General features: G+C 70.9%; 21 protein-coding genes. 10 read left to right on the top strand and 11 right to left on the bottom strand.

Translation table 11 applies throughout. From position 1 onward, the window contains the following. Positions 1-27: 27 nt before the first annotated feature. The 11 genes from ACFZDJ_RS13955 to ACFZDJ_RS13905 all read right to left on the bottom strand — a co-directional run bounded on the left by ACFZDJ_RS13955 (position 28) and on the right by ACFZDJ_RS13905 (position 6795). Positions 28-447, bottom strand: coding sequence for a hypothetical protein (locus tag ACFZDJ_RS13955; protein WP_391058879.1), 420 nt, complete (start codon positions 445-447; stop codon positions 28-30). 11 nt (positions 448-458) lie between these two features. Beyond that, the gene (locus tag ACFZDJ_RS13950) at positions 459-899 is read right to left on the bottom strand and encodes a hypothetical protein (protein ID WP_391058876.1); all 441 of its coding nucleotides are present in this window, start codon (positions 897-899) and stop codon (positions 459-461) included. Beyond that, entirely contained in the window at positions 896-1351 is a 456-nt protein-coding gene (locus tag ACFZDJ_RS13945) for a hypothetical protein (protein ID WP_391058873.1), read from the bottom strand. Before ACFZDJ_RS13945 ends, ACFZDJ_RS13950 begins: the two co-directional genes overlap by 4 nt. Before the next feature lie 118 nt (positions 1352-1469). Continuing rightward, the gene (locus tag ACFZDJ_RS13940; protein ID WP_391058870.1) at positions 1470-1796 is read right to left on the bottom strand and encodes an SH3 domain-containing protein; all 327 of its coding nucleotides are present in this window, start codon (positions 1794-1796) and stop codon (positions 1470-1472) included. A gap of 201 nt (positions 1797-1997) precedes the next feature. After that, the gene (locus tag ACFZDJ_RS13935) at positions 1998-2720 is read right to left on the bottom strand and encodes a hypothetical protein (RefSeq protein ID WP_391058866.1); all 723 of its coding nucleotides are present in this window, start codon (positions 2718-2720) and stop codon (positions 1998-2000) included. 56 nt (positions 2721-2776) lie between these two features. After that, the gene (locus ACFZDJ_RS13930) at positions 2777-3472 is read right to left on the bottom strand and encodes a hypothetical protein (protein WP_391058863.1); all 696 of its coding nucleotides are present in this window, start codon (positions 3470-3472) and stop codon (positions 2777-2779) included. Then, positions 3469-3942, bottom strand: a complete 474-nt coding sequence (locus ACFZDJ_RS13925) for a GNAT family N-acetyltransferase (protein ID WP_391058861.1) — start codon at positions 3940-3942, stop codon at positions 3469-3471. Before ACFZDJ_RS13925 ends, ACFZDJ_RS13930 begins: the two co-directional genes overlap by 4 nt. A gap of 29 nt (positions 3943-3971) precedes the next feature. After that, positions 3972-4733, bottom strand: a complete 762-nt coding sequence (locus tag ACFZDJ_RS13920; protein ID WP_391058858.1) for a DUF3631 domain-containing protein — start codon at positions 4731-4733, stop codon at positions 3972-3974. Continuing rightward, positions 4730-5215, bottom strand: coding sequence for a hypothetical protein (locus tag ACFZDJ_RS13915; protein ID WP_391058854.1), 486 nt, complete (start codon positions 5213-5215; stop codon positions 4730-4732). Before ACFZDJ_RS13915 ends, ACFZDJ_RS13920 begins: the two co-directional genes overlap by 4 nt. Further along, entirely contained in the window at positions 5212-5871 is a 660-nt protein-coding gene (locus tag ACFZDJ_RS13910) for a DUF4913 domain-containing protein (protein WP_391058851.1), read from the bottom strand. The genes ACFZDJ_RS13915 and ACFZDJ_RS13910 overlap by 4 nt, the downstream gene beginning before the upstream one ends. Before the next feature lie 168 nt (positions 5872-6039). Next, entirely contained in the window at positions 6040-6795 is a 756-nt protein-coding gene (locus ACFZDJ_RS13905; RefSeq protein ID WP_391058848.1) for a DNA methyltransferase, read from the bottom strand. A 528-nt stretch (positions 6796-7323) separates the two neighbouring features. Between ACFZDJ_RS13905 and ACFZDJ_RS13900 the strand changes: the two genes are divergently transcribed. The 10 genes from ACFZDJ_RS13900 (at position 7324) to ACFZDJ_RS13855 (ending at position 16502) form a co-directional block, all read left to right on the top strand. Next, positions 7324-8439 carry an NlpC/P60 family protein gene (locus ACFZDJ_RS13900; RefSeq protein ID WP_391058845.1) on the top strand — a complete coding sequence of 372 codons (1116 nt, stop codon included), beginning with the start codon at positions 7324-7326 and terminating at the stop codon, positions 8437-8439. Positions 8440-8670: 231 nt separating this feature from the next. Next, a complete protein-coding gene (locus ACFZDJ_RS13895) occupies positions 8671-8979 on the top strand; it encodes a DUF6112 family protein (protein ID WP_388108875.1) in 309 nt (102 codons plus the stop codon). After that, positions 8979-9665 carry a hypothetical protein gene (locus tag ACFZDJ_RS13890; RefSeq protein ID WP_391058841.1) on the top strand — a complete coding sequence of 229 codons (687 nt, stop codon included), beginning with the start codon at positions 8979-8981 and terminating at the stop codon, positions 9663-9665. Before ACFZDJ_RS13895 ends, ACFZDJ_RS13890 begins: the two co-directional genes overlap by 1 nt. Before the next feature lie 38 nt (positions 9666-9703). Next, positions 9704-11071: an ATP-binding protein gene (locus ACFZDJ_RS13885; protein WP_391058838.1), complete on the top strand. Its 1368-nt coding sequence runs from the start codon at positions 9704-9706 to the stop codon at positions 11069-11071. 87 nt (positions 11072-11158) lie between these two features. Beyond that, positions 11159-12631 carry an SCO6880 family protein gene (locus tag ACFZDJ_RS13880; RefSeq protein WP_391058835.1) on the top strand — a complete coding sequence of 491 codons (1473 nt, stop codon included), beginning with the start codon at positions 11159-11161 and terminating at the stop codon, positions 12629-12631. Between the two features lie 57 nt (positions 12632-12688). Further along, the gene (locus tag ACFZDJ_RS13875; RefSeq protein WP_391058832.1) at positions 12689-13153 is read left to right on the top strand and encodes a DUF6238 family protein; all 465 of its coding nucleotides are present in this window, start codon (positions 12689-12691) and stop codon (positions 13151-13153) included. A 24-nt stretch (positions 13154-13177) separates the two neighbouring features. Continuing rightward, on the top strand, positions 13178-13717 hold the full coding sequence (locus tag ACFZDJ_RS13870; RefSeq protein ID WP_391058829.1) for a hypothetical protein: 540 nt from the start codon (positions 13178-13180) through the stop codon (positions 13715-13717). Positions 13718-13760: 43 nt separating this feature from the next. Beyond that, positions 13761-15275 carry an ATP-binding protein gene (locus tag ACFZDJ_RS13865; protein ID WP_391058826.1) on the top strand — a complete coding sequence of 505 codons (1515 nt, stop codon included), beginning with the start codon at positions 13761-13763 and terminating at the stop codon, positions 15273-15275. 7 nt (positions 15276-15282) lie between these two features. Next, complete coding sequence (locus ACFZDJ_RS13860) at positions 15283-15861, top strand: hypothetical protein (RefSeq protein ID WP_391058823.1); 579 nt, start codon at positions 15283-15285, stop codon at positions 15859-15861. Between the two features lie 71 nt (positions 15862-15932). Next, positions 15933-16502 (top strand): hypothetical protein, encoded by a 570-nt coding sequence (locus tag ACFZDJ_RS13855; protein WP_391058820.1) that lies wholly within the window; start codon positions 15933-15935, stop codon positions 16500-16502.

The raw sequence follows: 16502 nt of genomic DNA, 5'->3' as shown, positions 1-16502 counted from the left end.
GGGGCTCCTCAAGCAGTACAGGGCAGATCAGCGGGTGCGGGACGTGGCGGGCGCCGGGGCGGCAGGGGTGGGTGGCATCGCAGGCTCGGACTCCGGGGCCGGCGCGCGGCGTAGTCCTGCCAGGACCGCGCCGGTGTGTCTGGCGCAGGCGTCTCGGATGGCGACGGACTCGGCGATGCGGCGGGCGCAGTCGAGAATGTGGCCGGCGGCAAAGCGGCCCATCTCCCTTTCAGGGGTGGTGAGTTCGCGCAGCCTCTCCAGCTGGAAGGCGATGGTGCGTTCGGCGAGGACCATGTCGCTGTGGCTGCCGGTGAGCGCGCCGAGCAGCGTGGCGTCGGGCGTGCTGTCGGCGAGGACTTCGAGTTCGGCGAGCGGCTGTCCGTACAGCGCCTCGATGCGCTGGGCGATGATGTCGGAGACGGCGTGAGCCGCATCGGGCTGGGGCAATCGGCGGGCTTTCAGGGACGGCGGGCCTGCACCACCCCGGCACCGGTACTGGGGGCGGGCGGAACAGTGGCGGTGATCTTCGGCTGGGCGAACTGCACCGGCCGTGTGGGACGTTGGCCGGGATCGGGCATGGTCCGTAGGAGGTCGTCGAGGGCGGCGACGTAGCCGTTGCGGCCGGCCAGCGCCGCCTCCAGCCACTGGGCGTCCATGCGCAGGTCCTCGGCGGACAGCTCGCCCAGGTCGCGGTCGGCGGACATGCCAGCGCGGACGCGGTCCCGTACCCAGACGACCTGTTCCTCGGCGATGGCGAGGAAGCCGCGCAGCTCCAGCGCGCGATGGAGGGCGGCGCCGGCCTCAAAGTGCGCTGCCTGGGCGTACAGTTCGGCGACGGACGCGCCGAATGCCTCCTCCAGCGCGGTGTCGCGACTGGTGGACTTGTCGGTGACGCTCATCGTGCGGCCCCTCGCGCCGGGACACCCCGCGTGCCGGGCAGTGCGGGCGCGGAGGTGGGCAGCGCCGGTGCTCGGCGCGCGGCGGGTTCCGTGCCACGCCAGGCGCCCGGTCCGCGCTTGCCCGGGGCGAGGGGGTCGAGGAGGTAGTCCACGACCATCACGCGCCCGTCCCGTGCGGCGACCGCCGCGTTGACCTGATGTGCCAACTCCATGGCGGGGTCGTCGAGTTCGCCCGGCTGGGTGCCGAGCGCCGCGACGAGCGCGTCCTCCGCGGTGTCGAGCGCGTCCTGGGATTCGGCGAGCAGGCCGTACCAGTGCACGACGCTGGTGGCATCGGGGTTGGCCTGGGGTGCCGCCTGGACTGCCCTGCGTAGATCGGCGAGAGGCATCTGGAAGCGGGCCTCGATCCGCTCAGTGACGACGCCCATCACGTCCTCGCTGAACTCGGGCACAGCAAGGCTCCTTTCCTTGGCGTTTTCGGGGGCGGGGAAATCTGCACCACGTATCCGGCCTGCGGGGGGGAATGTCCGTGGACTCGGTTGCCGGACAAGGGAATTGCGGGTCGGTCTGCTAGTCCAGGCACATGGCGACGTCGCGGTAGACATACGTTTTGGACACCCAACCCTTTACGCCGGTGGTCTTGTCCGTGATGTAGTGCCAGTTCCCGCTGCTCTTGTGGACGGTGAACGTGTGGCTGCGGTAGAGCACGCCGAGCGCCGTCGCCTTGGCGGACGCCCTGGAGCGGATCGTCACCGCCTTGGTGTGCACCGTGTACGGGAGCGGCTTGGCCGCACAGCTGCTGACGGTGGTGGCAGCGCTGGCGGTGGGGATCGAGACGAGCGGGAGAGCGAGCGCGCCGAGAACGGCGGCACCGACGGCTATGCGGGTGGTGCGCATGGGAAGGTGACCTCCACGGAAACCGGGGACGGGAATGCGGAAACGGACCCGGGCTGATGCCGTGCGGGCCGAGAACAAGACTCCGGAGAATCCCCGGTTTCGGTAACCGGGGATTGCGTGCTACATTCCGCGCCGCCTCTCCGAAGGCCGCCGGTATTTCACCGTGCAGGAAGTGCGGAGTAGGGCCGGCGGGCCGCGAATTCAGCGGCCCGGACGGCGCGGTGGAGCAGGTCGCGCGGGTGGAACAGGAAGGCCCGCAGCGGTGGAGTGGCGGGCTGTGGGGGAGGCGGGCGGCAGCGGGATCGCCTCGCCGCTCCAGTGCGCCTCCCACCACTGGGTGGCGGCCTCGAAGGTGGTGAAGCCGCCTTCGCGCAGGGTGTGTGTCCACGCCGTGGTGTCGACCTCTTCGAGCAGGATCCGGAACGGCACCGGCGCCTTCTCGTCGAGGGCGCGCAGCAGCACGGTGATCTCCATCGGCTCGGTGTCGTGCGTGTAGCTGGTCAGCAAGGCGAAATGGTCGCCGTCCCTGCGCAGTCGCTTCTCCAGGGCGCGGGTGGCCGGGTCGGCTGGTTCGCTTCCCATGCCGTCGGCGAGGAGGATCTGCTCCTCGGGGCAGCCTCGGGCGATCAGCCAGGACTGGGCCATCGCGGGCAGGGCGAATGCGGCCTGGTCGAAGCGGAAGGTCCGCGCGCCGGTGTCGCGCTGGAGGTGGAGGGCGACGAGCTGCGGCTCGCCCGGGATGCCCCAGGTGACGGCCCCGTTGTGGAGGAGGTAGAAGCTGTGCCCGCTGTCGCTGGTGTGGTGCTCGGCCAGGACGGTGAGCTGGTCCTCGTTGATGCCGATGTGCTGCCAGAACTGTTCGTCAACGACGTCGTTGACGGCGTGGTAGCCGCCAAGGCGGAAATCCGGTGGGTGGGTGGGCATCGGTGCTTTCGGTTCGATGACGCCAACGGCGCCGTGGGCAAGGCGTGTTGAGCCGTTCAGCGACGCACGTGCGCGGGAGCCGCAAAGGCCGCCGGCCGGGGCGGCGGCGTGATACCGGGCGGCCCTGCGGGACGCGGAGCAGCAAGGACGGCACGGCCGGCGTCGGTGAGGATGACGGGCTGGCCGGCACCGGCACGGAGCAGCCGGGAGGTGTCACGGTCCACGAGACCGCTCGCCTCCAGGTGCTGCAGGTGGGCGTAGGAGATGCGGGTGCGCGAAGGGGTCGCCACGGCGAGCCGGTGGGTGATCAGGTTCTCGTGGAGCTTGGCGCCCTGGGCGATGGCGAGCAGGGCCGCGACGTCTTTCGCCGGCACGTGCCGTGGCGCGCGCGGCGGAGCGGCGGCTTCGATCGGCTCCAGCGCGGCAGCGGTCTTGACCAGTTGGGTGTCGCGCGCGTCGATGGCGTGCGCGAGCTGGTCGACGGTGCGCTCGATCCGCACGAACAGAGCCTGATCGACGGGGAATTCGCCGGAGGCGAGGTGGGCGAGACGGGCGCGGTGGAAGGTGACGTCCCGCTCGGCCCGGACGAGGTCACGGTGGGCGTTGGCCAAGGCTGTGTGCGGGGCGTCGAGGAGAGCGTCGTCGAGGTGGCGGCAGAGCGTCTCGATGCTGCACCCGGTGGCCGTCTCGATCCGGTGGTCGAGCCCGGTGCGCGGGCGGCGGTCGGGCGAGGACGCGGGAGGTGGGGTCATGTCGGGACGCTTCGTGCTGGCGGGAGAGTGGCTGGGGGGTATGCGTCGAGGGCGACGCGGACCTCGGCATAGGGGCCGTCGCGGGTGCGCCGGGTGGGGCCCAGATGTTCCAGGAGCCGGAGCATGGGCGTGTTGGACGCGTGCGTGAACGCGGTGAGGGTGTGTGCCCCGCGCGTGCGGGCGATCCGGGCTGCCTGCCGGGCCATAGCTGTTCCGATGCCGCGGCGGTGGTGGTCGTCGGCGACTTGCAGTCCGAGGTCGACGACGCCCGGCTGACGGTTGACGGATCCGACGCAGACGAGGGCCAGGGGCCGCTGGGTGGCGTCGAGTCCGATCCAGCACTGCGCCTGGGCGAGCAGCAGGGCCAGGTCACGGGGCGTGAGGCGGGTACGGCCCCAGCGGAGCAACAGGCTCTGTTCGCGACACTGCGCGTGGAAGGCGGCGACCAGGTCCCCGTCCGCCGCCGTCACCTCGCGGGTACGTGCCAGGGCGGGGTGGGTCAGCAGGAACAGTCCGGGCGGGCGGCGTGCAGGTCGTCGCGCCGGTAGGCCCGGTAGCGGCTGCCGTCGGCGTTGCGCGGCTTGCGGGACTGGACTCCGTAGGGGCGCAGGAGCAGGGCGAGGCGGACCGGGGTGAGGTCGGCATAGCGCCAGCGGCCCTCTGCCTCACCGGGCAACTCGCGCAGGCGCGCGACCAGTTCAGCGGCGCTGACGTACCGCGCTGCGCCCACGGCGTCGAAGATGTCGAGGCAGGCGTGGACGATCGTCCACGGCCGGCTCGGGCAGGTCAGGAACTCCTCACACGTGTCCTCGTGAAGGTCGTCGAGATCGTCGAAGTCATCTAGGTCGTCGGGACCCTCCAGATCCTCGACGTCCTCGAAGCCGTCGGCGTCGGCGTCGGCGTCGGCGTCGGGATCGGGGTCCGTTTCACCGTAGGGCTCCTCGTCGTCCTCCGGCTCGTACTCGCTGAGCGGTTCGGGTTCGTACGCCGCCGCGCAGCAGCAGGAGGTGGACAGCAGCGCGCTCAACTCGGCTCCGGCCGCCATGCGTTCGATCAGCAGGTCGGTGAGCGCATCGAGCTGCTCGGTCGCGGTGACGCCGGCAGGACGTCCGGCGCCGGCCAGGGCGGCGAGCTGCCCATCGAGGTCCTGGATCTCGACGAACACATCGACGATGGCGCGGTGGTGCGGGTTCTCGGTGACCTCGGTCGGCGCCAGTACGGCGGCGGCGACCTGGTCGATCAGGCTGGGGAACTGCGTCAACGAACGGGGCCCTTCAGGGTCGGGGACAGTGCGGGGTGGGGAAGGCCGGGCATCGCGTAGGGAGGCGGTCCGGGCTTGGGAACGGGCTGGCGTACGCCCAGTTGCGGCGAGCGGGTACGTGCCGCGTGGGTGCGCTCGCCCAGGGGCCGCCGGGCGATGCCGAGTCGGTCGCGGGCGGTGTTGTACACGTCGTGCGCCTCGCGCGGGCGGACGGCCACGACGTGGATCTCGGTGGTGTACGCGGAGGTGGCGGGCGCCGGCCGCTGGGCGTAGACGATGCGCCACGCGTTGCGGTGATCGACGTAGACCTTGCGGCAGCCGGCGAGATCGCGGGTGAGTTTGGCGCCGAACAGACGGGCGTTGACGACGTCCTGAAGCTGGGCGAGCGCCAGGTCGCGGATGTCGCCCGGGGCCTGGAGAAGGTCACTCAGGGCGCACGGGTCGAAGGAGAGGCCGAAGGCCGGCCGGTCATGGCCGCTCATCCGGCCCCCTGGCCACGCTCGCCGTTCTCCTCGGACTCTGCGGACTCCTCAGGTGCGGCGCTCGTCCGGCTGGAGGGCGGCGGGCCGGGCAGCAGGCGGTGGGCGGGCCGGTCCGGATCGGTCATGCACGCCGACAGCGGACCGCCGGCCGCCCGGACGGCAGCCATGGCGTGGGTGAGGAAATCCCGGTGCCACACAAACAGACCGGACAGCCCGGCCTCGGGATCCTTGTGCTGCTGGTAGGCCAGCCACAGGGCGTGGAGCCAGGCGACGACGTCGGCGTGTTCCTGCCACTGCTCGCACCACGGGGCGGCGGTGGTGACCTCTGCCCCGTAGACCCGGACGAGGTAATCGTCCACCCAGTCCGACAACGCGTCGAGTTCGTCTTCGTACTCCTCGCCCTCCAGCTCCAGGATCGGGCGGGGCTCCGGCGGAGCCGCCTGCGGCGGCAGGCCCGCGAACCCCGGCATGCCGAAGGCGCCGAACGGCATGTCCGGGGGCAACGGTGCGGACGCGAGGTTGTCGAGCTGGAGGGCCTGCTCCGCAGACTGCTCCAGCAGTTTGCGGACGCTCGCCGAAACGCTCGCCAAATCGGAGTCCGGCAGCCGGACCGGTTCCGTCCCCCCGTCCTGCGAGGGGTTTGTGGATTCAGGCACGAAAAGGGGCCTCCTTGAGCCGCAGCCGTCGGGCGTGAATTGCGACTCAAACCATCCGGAGAATCCCCGGTTTCGGTAACCGGGACTTGGCTGCTATAAAGCGAAGCGCGGCACCGGCAGGGCGTGGCGGGCCACGCACCACAAGCCGATCCGCACGGCACAACGGGGTCAGGAAGTGAGGGTCAAGTCATCCTGGGACAGGGTCTGTTGCATCGTCTGCAGCAGCCGCTCATTGGCGACCTTCGCGTAGTGCTTGGTCTTCTCGACGCCGATGAAGTCGCGTCCCTCCAGCAGGGCCGCGACTCCCGTCGAGCCCGAGCCGCAGGTGAAGTCGAGCACCGTCCCTCCCGGCGGCGAGATCTGCACCAGCTCCCGCATGACGGAGACCGGCTTCTGCGTGATGTGCTGCCGGCTCTTGCCCGACGGCTGCGAGGCGCTGTACAGGCCGGGCAGATAGACCGGGTTCCTGGAGGCGTCGATCGGCCCGCGGGACCCCCAGACGATGAACTCGCAGTTCTGGGTGAAGCGCCCCTTCTGGGGGCGGGCCTGCGGTTTGTGCCAGGCGAGCACGCCCCGCCACAGCCAGCCGGCGGCCTGGATGGCATCCGTGGTGATCGGCAGCTGCCGCCAGTCGGTGAACAAAAGCGCCGTGCCGCCGGTCTTCGTGAGCCGGTGCGCCTCGGTCATGACCTGGGTCAGCCAGAAGCCGTAGGAGCGCTGGTCCATGTTCTCGCCGGTGAAGTCCGGCAGCTCGTGCCCGGCGTCGGCGGAGGTGTACTTCTGCTTCGCGCTGCGGGAGGTGCGCTCCTTGGCCGTCCGACCGCCGGAGTTGTACGGCGGGTCGGTGATGACGGAGTCGACGCAGTCGTCCGGCAGTTGGGCGAGGACGCCGAGCGCGTCGCCCTGATGCAGGGAAAAAGGCAAAGAGATACCCCAATTCGGGTCGGGTGAGATGCGGGAGAGGTCCTCCAGGCCGCCCCGATAACCCGCGGGACCGAATGCAGGCAGGACGGCACCGCAGGTCCGTGGAGCGGGAGGGGCGAGAGGGGGGGAGCCAAAACTGTAGGGCACGATCCCCGGTTGAGCGCTATCGCCGCCGAGAACCCCGAAACCAAGCCTTGGTTACCAACGATTTCGGCAACCGGGGATCCGCCCTTACTGTTTTGGAACTGCCCGGCCGATACAGCCGATGGCGCATCCCCGCCCCTGCCCTCGTGGAGGTAGCCCCCTGTCCTGGCACACCTGACCCGACACCCCTGTGCCGGTGCGAGCGGCAACTCGCGCACGTGCACCCGGGCCCCGATTTACCCACCACCCGGCCGTCGCGCCCTTTCCTCAACGACGCACGCGCCGCCGGGACTTCACCAAGGACCTCGCCATGTCATCGCTCTGCCCACCCCTGCCCGCGTTCCGGCCTCCGGGCCGTGACCGCCTGCCGGGAGGCATCCCCGGTTGAAGGGCCTGGCCGCCGGCATCGGCGTCTTCGTCCTCTCCCCTTTCCTCCTCGCCGGCACGGCCATGCTGATGGCCACCAGCAGCGAGGCCGCCCAGACCGTCTCGTCCTCCCTCGCCTGCGCGGGCGACGTCGACACCGACACGGTCGTCGAGCAGGTCACCAAGATCCTCAACGGCGCAGACACCAAGAACATCCACGTCGAGGGCCTGTCCCTGCCCGAGGAGCAGATCCCCAACGCCCGCACGATCGTGGCGACCGGGATCGACCTCCACGTGCCGAAGAAGGGGCAGATCATCGCGCTCGCCACGGCGATGCAGGAATCCCGGCTGCGCAACCTCAGCTCCGGCGACCTCGACTCGCTGGGTCTCTTCCAACAGAGGCCCAGCCAGGGCTGGGGCACCGCTACGGAGATCCACGACCCCGTCTACGCCGCCACCCAGTTCTACAAGCACCTGCTCGCGGTGGACGGCTGGCAGCAGCTGACCGTCGCCCAGGCCGCGCAGACGGTTCAGCGATCCGCCTACCCCGACGCCTACGCACCGTGGGAGCCGCTGGCGACTGCCCTCCAGAAGGCGATCGCCGCGACGTTCCCCGATGCCGGCCAGGACATCAGCGAGACGGGCGCCGCCTCCGGCACCGCGTCCTGCGCGGCGACGGAGGACGGCTCCGGGTACGGCACCATCCCGGAGGGGTCGGTGCCGAAGGGCTACTCGATCCCCAAGAACGCCGATCCCGCAGCGCGCAAGGCCATCGCCTGGGCCATGGCACAGCTCGGCACGATGTACCAGTGGGGCGGCACCTGCACCGCACCGCACGGCCCCGACCCGATGGGCCGCTGCGACTGCAGCTCCCTGACCCAGCAGGCGTACAAGCACGCGGGCATCACCCTCACCCGCACCACGTACACGCAGATCAACGAGGGCAAGGCCGTCTCCACAAAGCACCTTCAGCCGGGCGACCTGATCTTCGCCCGCGGCAGCGCCGCCCGCCCCGAACACGTCGGCATGTACATCGGCTCGGGACTCGCGATCGAGGCACCCAGAACTGGAAAACCAGTCCGGATCACGCCCCTCGCGGACTGGGCCATCCTGGCCGCGCGCCGCGTCATCTGACCCCGTCGGGGTCCGGCAGCCACGCGCACCGGCCCTGACCGGGATACCCCCCGGGGCGCCTTCCGCGCTCTCGGCGCCAGGGCCGCGCAGAACGCGCCGCCCGTCCTGGATGTCGGCCGGGCCGGCCTCTCCTCGCACGGCGGCCAGCCCTCCATCTCAGGGCAGTTGCCCCGCCCCTCCCTCTTTTCGTGATTCCCGCGCGCCGGGCTTCGGCGCGCCCAAGGAGCTTCATTGCATCTGCTCGAAACCGTGCAGTACCTGGCCTACGACCCCGGCATCACACCCTCGGGCGGTGGCCTCCCTGGCCTGGCCGTGCTGAAGAACGTGGTCAGCTCGGTCAACCTGTTCGCGATTGTCGCCGTGGTCGGCGCACTCGCCGTCTCCCTCGGCGTGTGGGCATGGGGCCACCACACCGGCGGCCACCAGGCCGAGGCCAACGGGAAGAAGGGCGCAGTCGTCGCGGCGGGCGCCGCCCTCGGTCTCGGCGCCGCGAACGGGATCGTGGCGTTCTTCTCCGCCCTGGGGTCGCAGGTCCATTGATGCCGAAACGATTCCCCGCCCTGTCCGACTACGGCCTCGGCTGGTCGACCCGGCAGCGCATCACAGCTATCGCGACCGGCCTCGCCGTCCTGCTGGCTCTCGCCGCCGCCGTCGCCCTGCTCACCGGCCGCACCACAGCCGGTGACGGCCGGGCCTCCGCTGCGACCTCCCAGCCGAGCAGCAGCACTTCCGCGACCGCCGACCCGACGGCTACGGCCGGGGCCGGGTCGGTCGCGAAGCCTCCGCAGCTGGCGGACCCGGTCGCCTTCGCCAAGGCCGCCGCCACCGCGCTGTGGTCGTACGACACCCGCAGCAACAGCCACGATCAGCAGCTCGCCGGGCTGAAGGCGTGGCTGACGTCGGAGACGACGTACGCCGACTGGTCCTCGATCTCCGCGCAGGTGCCGGATCCGGTGCTGTGGTCGCGGATGGCCGAACAGGACCAGTACGCCACCGCCACCGTGACCGAGGCCCACTACCCCTCGGCGTTCAAGGAGGCGCTGGCGGACGATCCGTCGGCGATCACTCAGGCGTACATCTACGCCGTCACCGTCACCGGCAAACAACAGATCGCCTGGAAGAACGGCGGAGCCGGAGCCGAGGACCGCTCGGTCACCCTCGCCGTGCAGTGCCGCCCCAACGCGAACTGCTCCCTGGTCGCCATCGCCCCAACCGTCGTGCCCTGACACGCCCCACGCCTACCTGAGAAAGGAGAGACCCCCTTTTGGGCTTCTGCGACCTTCCCCTCGCGGACAAACTCTGCGCGGTGGGTGACGCCGTGGACTTCGCCTCCGACCCGGGCGCCGCCATCGGCAACTGGATGGCCAAGAGCGCAGGCGAACTCGCCGCAGCCGCAGCGGACCTGGCCGCCGAAGCGGTCAACACCACCACCAAGGTCGATTTGAATGCGGGGTGGTTCCGCGACAACTACGAGATGATCCTGCCGATCGGTCTGGTCGTCCTCGTCGCCACGTTCTGCGCCCAACTCGTGCGCGCGGCGATCCGCCGCGACGGGCAGGCGCTGGCACAGGCGTTCACCGGAACCGCCACGGGCGTGCTGTTCGCGTTCACCGCGATCGCCTTCACCACCGTCGCCATCGAAGTCGTCGACGCCCTGTCCGACGGGCTGTTCAAAGCCGCCAATCTGGACGTCGCCACGGCGGTGCGGCGGATCGTCAAGGTGGGGCAGATCGCTTCCCTGTCCGGCCTGGGCTGGCTCGTGACGGTCTTCGTCGGTGTCGGCGCCGCGATCGGCGCCATCCTCTACTGGTGCGTGATGATGGTCCGCAAGGTCGGCATCCTCGTCATGGTCACCCTCGCCGTCTTCGCCGGAGCCGGCGGCGGCTGGGAGGTCGCCCGCCGCTGGCGTAAGGGCTGGATCGAAGCCACCGCCACCCTGGTGGTCAGTAAGTTGCTGATGACCGTGATCTTCGTTCTCGGGATCGCCGCAATGGGCAAGACGGAGGCGAAGGACGGTATCGCCGCCCTCGCCGACGTGATGGCCGGCATCGTCATCCTGGCTTTGGTGTTGTTGTGCCCGTACGCCACGTTCAAGTTCGTGCACTGGGCCGCCTCCGAGGGCTCGGACGCCGAAACGCTGCACCGCTCCGGCGGAGCCGGTGCGCAGATGGCCCGTCAGCACGCCGAGCGCGCCGGGCGCAAGGCCACCGCCGCGGTCGCGACCGCGGGGACCGGCGGTGTTGCGGCCGGAGCAGGCGCTGCTCCTCAGGGCCCGGACGCGGTGCCGGGCGGTTTCCCCGGCGACATCGCCGCCAACCCCGCGCCGGATGCCGGCAAGGAAGGCGGCAGCTCGAACACCGCGTCGTCCGGGGGCGAGGGGATCAAGAGCGGCCTGGACAAGGCCGTCCAGCCTCCTCCGACCAGCCCCCGTGACGACACCAGTGGTCAGTTCGGCGGTGCACCCGGACCGGGTGGCGGTTCCGCATCGCCCTCCAGCGGCGGCAGCGGCTTCATGTCGCAGCCCGGTGCCACCGCCTCGACGCCACCGCCGCAGGGAGCCCCGCCCGCGCCGGACTCGGCCGGTACGTCCAGCGGCAGCGGAACACCGCCGCCCCCGCCCACCGGCCTGTGATCTTGCCCGCCTCCGGGGCGGTACGCGCTGCGCATTCCCCGCCGCGTGCCGCCCCGGCCACCGCCCTGCGCACCATCGGAACGGCCCTTGTCTGATCTCACTGTCCAACCGCTCACCGTCAAATTCCCCCACCGGTCCAGGCGCGGCATCCTGCTCGGCCTCTCCCTGCCCCAACTCGTCCTCGTGTCAGGCGCGTTGGCGCTCCTGCTGGTCACGGTGGTATCCACCGGGCTCCTCGGCGCCATCGCCCTGACGCCGCTGTGGGCCGCGGTCGCCGCTCTGGTCGCCGTCCGCCGTCACGGCCGTTCCCTGATCGACTGGGCGCCGATCGTCCTGCGCTTCGCTCGTCGGCAGCGCACCGGCCAGAATCTGTGGCTGGCCCGGCCCGTCACCCGGCCCCGCCAGGACGGCGTTCTGCACCTGCCCGGCACTACCGCCTCGCTGCGCGTCGTCACGCCCGGCGACTCCGCCAACGGCGCCGCCGCCGTGCACGACCCGCACGGCCAGACCCTGACCGCCGTCGCCCGCGTCTCCAGCAGGGCCTTCGCGCTCCTCGACCCGGCCACCCAGAACCACAACGTCGCTGGCTGGGGGCGGGCCCTGGCCGGTATCGCCCGCACCGGACACATTGCCACCGTGCAGGTTCTGGAGCGCACCGTGCCCGACAGCGGCGACACCCTCGCCCGCCACTGGGCCAGGCAGGGCCACCCCGACACCCCGGTCGCCGGACAGGTGTACTCCGACCTGGTCGCCTCCGCCGGTCCGGCTGCCGCCCCGCACGAGGCATACCTGGCGATCTCCCTCGACCTCAAGGCCGCCAAGCGCCTCATCAGCCAGGCGGGCGGCGGACTGCCCGGCGCCTTCACCGTGCTGGAACAGACCACCTCCGCCATCGCCCAGGCCGCACGCAGCGCCGGACTGACGGTGACCGGCTGGCTCACGGCCCGCGAGATCGCCGCCGTCATCCGCACCGCCTACGACCCGGGTGCGCTGTCCGCGCTCCAGCAGTGGTCCAACTCCGGCCGGGCCGAAGCCGACCCCGCCGCTGCCGGACCCGTGGTACAGGTCGAGGAGTACGACCGGCTCGCCACCGACTCCGCCCGGCACGCCACCTACTGGGTCGAAAACTGGCCCCGCACCGAAACCTCGGCCGGCTTCCTGCACGGGCTCATGTTCACCGCCGGAGTCCGCCGCGCCCTCTCCCTTATATACGTGCCGCAGGGGCTCGAGTCCGCGATGCGCGACGTGCAGCGCGCGAAGGCGGCGATCATCGCCGACGCCAGCGAGCGCTCTCGCCGCGGGCAGGTCGACTCCGAAGCGGATTCCGTCGAATACGCCGACGTCAAGGTCCGCGAACGGCAGTTGATCGCCGGGCACGCCGATGTGGCGCTGACCGGACTGCTCACCGTGTCCGCCGAGACCGACGCCCTGCTGGATGCCGCGTGCGCGCAAATCGAGACCGCCGCCGTCACCGCCCAGGTCGACCTGCGGCGCCTGCTCTTCCAGCAGCCCGCCGCCTTCGCGCTCGGCGCGCTTCCACTCGCCCGCTCGGCCCTCTAACCCCGCCCCGACACCCGCCGACGTCCTGCCGCCGCGGCAGGAAGGAACTCTTCCCCATTGCCCTCCGCTCTTCCCGTCGGCGACGCGTACCCGTACCTGCGGGCCGCCAGCGCCGGTATCCGCCACCACGCCCGCGCCCTCACCTCGCGCGACCAGCACGCCGCCGCGGACCGCGTGCATCTCGACGTGCTGCACGCCCATCTGACCGCGCTGCACCAACTGCTCGACCAACTCGCCGAGACCACCCGGCCCCCGCTGCCGGCCGCCGGCCGACACCTCGCCACCGCTCAAGCCCGGCTGTGGCAGTGCGCCGCCGCCGTACACGACGCCTTCCACCTTCTTCCCGCGGCGGACACATCCTCGGCGGGCACCGAATGCCGTCCCGACCGGCTGCCCGAGGGGCCGCCCGTCCTGACCATCTGCCAGCGCCACCTCGCTGCCGGGCACGCCGTACGGCGCAAGACCACCCCGAGCGACCTCAACACCCCGCTGCCCGGCCACACCACCACCTGCAGCCAGTAACCCCGCACCACCGAAAGGCCCTGCATGCGCACCCTGAAGCGCTCCACCTCCGCCGCCGCCGGCCTCGCCGCTCTCGCCGGCACCGCCGCCCTGGCCACCGCCGCCCCGGCATCCGCCGCCAGCTACCACTGCAAGACCAGCACCGCCACGGTCGACGACCCGAGCTACAGCGGACCCGACTCCGACAACTGGGACCTGAGCGTGACGCTCTGCGCCAAGCGGTCCGGCGGCTACATCTACACCACCGCCACCGTGTACTGGGACGGCCCCTATGCGGCGGCCCAGCACAGCACCTTTACTTTCAACAAGGCCAAGTTCCAGCTCCAGACCAAGCACAGCGTCCGCGGCACGGACCCGGTCGTCACGACGGCCGCCTACACCGGCCTGGAGCACGCGCTCGAACACAGCAGCGCCCACGGCAACGGCTCCTATGCGACCGGCACCCTCAAGTACCGTGCGGGGACCGGCCGTTACCTCGCCGACGGCTACATCCAGCTGGACTGGAGCGGCGACGGCAAGAGCTATCGCAGCCCGGTCCTGTTCACCGCCTCACCGGTCGTCTGACCCCGTACCGCGTCCAGACCGCCGTCATGTGAAAGCGCCCCCTATGAGTCACCGGCCCGCGCGCCGAGGCCACCGCGCCAGCGCCACCGCCCTGTTCACCCCGCACGGCAGCGACCGTGCCGCTCGCAGAGCTGCCCGCCGGCAGCTCGCCGAGGCCGCCGCCAAGGCCCGAGCCGAAGCAGCCACGCATGCCAACGCCACCGGGGTGCAGGACCAGGAGATGCCTGCTCCTCTCTTCCCCCCGACCGGCCGGCCCGGCCCGGCCTCCGCGCGCAACAACAAGATCAAGCTGCCCGCCCAGCGCATGACCACAGCCACCGCGAGCGGGGCGTATCCGTTCCTCGCCGAGGGCGGGCTGGGGGCCGAGGGCATCTACATCGGCCGCGACGTGCACGCGGAAGCGTCATTCTGCTTCGACCCGTTCTCCCTGTACGGGCGTCTCGAAGGGTTCACCAACCCGAACCTCTTGCTGGCCGGCGTGATCGGGCAGGGCAAGTCAGCGCTCGCCAAGTCCTTCGCCTTGAGGTCGATCGCCTTCGGATACCGGGTCTATGTCCCTTGCGATCCGAAGGGCGAATGGACGCCCGTGGCCCAGGCGTTGGGCGGAGCGTCCATCGCGCTCGGTCCGGGGCTGCCTGGACGGTTGAACCCGTTGGACGCGGCGCCGCGCCCGACCAACGTCTCCGAGGCCGACTGGGCGGGCGAGATCCGCAAGCGGCGTCTACTGTTGCTCGGATCGCTGGCCCGCACCGTGCTCGGGCGGGACCTGCTGCCGATGGAACACACCGGCCTCGACGTCGCCCTGGACGCCGTCGTCACCGGCGCCGCCGCGAGGGGACGCACCCCGCTGCTCGGCGACATCGCCGCCACCCTCAACAACCCCGACGAACTCGACCAGGCCGGCGGCGTCCTGTCCGGCCGCCTCGGCGACGCCTCCCGCGACCTGGCCCACGCCATGCGCCGATTGGTCCACGGTGACCTGGCCGGCATGTTCGACGCCCCCTCCACCACGGCTTTCGACCCCAACGCGCCGATGCTGACCATCGATCTGTCCCGGCTCGGCGGATCCGGCGACGACACCGCCCTCGTCCTCGCCATGACCTGCGCGTCCGCGTGGATGGAATCCGCACTGTCCGACCCGGACGGCGGGCGACGCTGGATCGTCTACGACGAAGCATGGAGGCTGATGCGCCACCCCGGCCTGCTGCAACGCATGCAGTCCCAGTGGAAGCTCTCCCGTGGCCTGGGCATCGCCAACCTGATGGTCATCCACCGGCTGTCCGACCTGCTCACCGCCGGCGACGCCGGATCCCGCGGACGCGCGCTCGCCGAAGGTCTACTCGCCGACTGCTCCACCCGCATCATCTACCGCCAGGAAACCGACCAACTCCACGCAGCCGCAACACTGTTGGGGCTCACCTCGGTGGAGACCGACGCGATCTCCCACCTCAACCGAGGCCGTGGCCTGTGGAAGGTCGCCGGACGATCTTTCATCGTGCAGCACCTCCTGCACAGCCACGAGCTGGCGCTCTTCGACACCGACGCCCGCATGCACTGAAAGGTCCGTGGGTTCACGAACAGTGCGGCCCCAATCCCAACGAACGGAAGCGCACATAACCAGTTCCAAGCCGGACTACTACGAGTACGAAGGCTCGCGCAAGGTACCTCGATGGCTTCCGGAAAAGGCCCCGACGCCGACGGTCGCTGACCAGCCCGAACCCTACGTGCAGCCGCCGGACTCCGGCGTCTCCGTCCGCGCCGCGACGGAAGCGCTCCAAGCCGCCCCCGATATCGATCGGTTCACCGAGGTATACGAGCACACCGTCGCTGACGGTCACGGCGCATTCGCCCAGATGCACCAGTTCCTGGAAAGCGCAGCCAACTGGTGCCGCGACCGTGGCGCCCTCGCCTCCGCGGGCGAACTGGAGTTGCGGGCGTCCCTTTTGGACGACCTGATCGAAGACGCCCAGCTCCTGCCGGAATCACTGGTCATCGAATCAGCCGCAGTGTCCAGGGACGAACGCCAGGAGCCGGCCGCCCGCCTACCCTCTCCGACCGCGTCCACCACCAAACCCGCACCCGTCCTACCCGCCGACGGGCCGCGCGCCGGAGCAGCTGCGCCTGTGGCGGTACGCCGCCGCTGATACCTGCGGATCCGCTCCGCCCGCCACAGGCACCAAAGAACCGGCAGCAACAGAGACACCGCACGAGGCTTATGAAACCCGGCATCCAGCGCGACCTGATACCGCCCGACGACGCTCTCCGCCTCGTCGGCGCGCTCAACACGATGAAGGCCACGTTCTACGACCGCGCCCAGCAGTGGCAGCTGCTGGACGAGAGCGGCCACGTTCCGGCCGAGCCCTCCTACACCGAGCTGCTCGGGCACGCGACGAGCGCACAGGACCTCTCCCGCGACGTTCTCCGGCTCACGGGCGAGTTCGCCGCGAGTCCCCACAGCGCATACCGCGCAGGCCGCGCCACTCTGGCCCATCTCGCGATGGCGAGCACCCTGTCGGCCCACGCAACGTCGCACTTCGCGGAGACCGCGGAGGCCGCCCTGTGTCTACCGCGCTCCTCTGGCCCGGCCGGCCAGCACTATCTGACGAACCGCATGGTCATCGACCACGCCTCGGCGCGCGCCTTCTTGCGGCGCGCGTCGGAATCCCTCCGCGACGCGGCCAAGGAACTCGAAGACCATCTCCGCTTCCAGCACTTCCTCTCGACGCTCACCCCTCGGGAAACGCCGACGCTTCCACCGTCCAGGCCGAGCGGTCGCCGCCACTGA

This window comes from Streptomyces sp. NPDC007896, from assembly GCF_042959425.1.
GTDB lineage: Bacteria > Actinomycetota > Actinomycetes > Streptomycetales > Streptomycetaceae > Streptomyces.
This window is presented reverse-complemented; position numbering and strand designations above follow the sequence as displayed.

What these genes read in the sequence shown, in the direction of transcription:
- ACFZDJ_RS13950 (WP_391058876.1), bottom strand. Translation starts at nt 899, where the DNA reads ATGAGCGTCACCGACAAGTCCACCAGTCGCGACACCGCGCTGGAGGAG.
- ACFZDJ_RS13940 (WP_391058870.1), bottom strand. Translation starts at nt 1,796, where the DNA reads ATGCGCACCACCCGCATAGCCGTCGGTGCCGCCGTTCTCGGCGCGCTC.
- ACFZDJ_RS13935 (WP_391058866.1), bottom strand. Translation starts at nt 2,720, where the DNA reads ATGCCCACCCACCCACCGGATTTCCGCCTTGGCGGCTACCACGCCGTC.
- ACFZDJ_RS13930 (WP_391058863.1), bottom strand. Translation starts at nt 3,472, where the DNA reads ATGACCCCACCTCCCGCGTCCTCGCCCGACCGCCGCCCGCGCACCGGG.
- ACFZDJ_RS13915 (WP_391058854.1), bottom strand. Translation starts at nt 5,215, where the DNA reads ATGAGCGGCCATGACCGGCCGGCCTTCGGCCTCTCCTTCGACCCGTGC.
- ACFZDJ_RS13890 (WP_391058841.1), top strand. Translation starts at nt 8,979, where the DNA reads ATGCCGAAACGATTCCCCGCCCTGTCCGACTACGGCCTCGGCTGGTCG.
- ACFZDJ_RS13870 (WP_391058829.1), top strand. Translation starts at nt 13,178, where the DNA reads ATGCGCACCCTGAAGCGCTCCACCTCCGCCGCCGCCGGCCTCGCCGCT.
- ACFZDJ_RS13865 (WP_391058826.1), top strand. Translation starts at nt 13,761, where the DNA reads ATGAGTCACCGGCCCGCGCGCCGAGGCCACCGCGCCAGCGCCACCGCC.
- ACFZDJ_RS13855 (WP_391058820.1), top strand. Translation starts at nt 15,933, where the DNA reads ATGAAACCCGGCATCCAGCGCGACCTGATACCGCCCGACGACGCTCTC.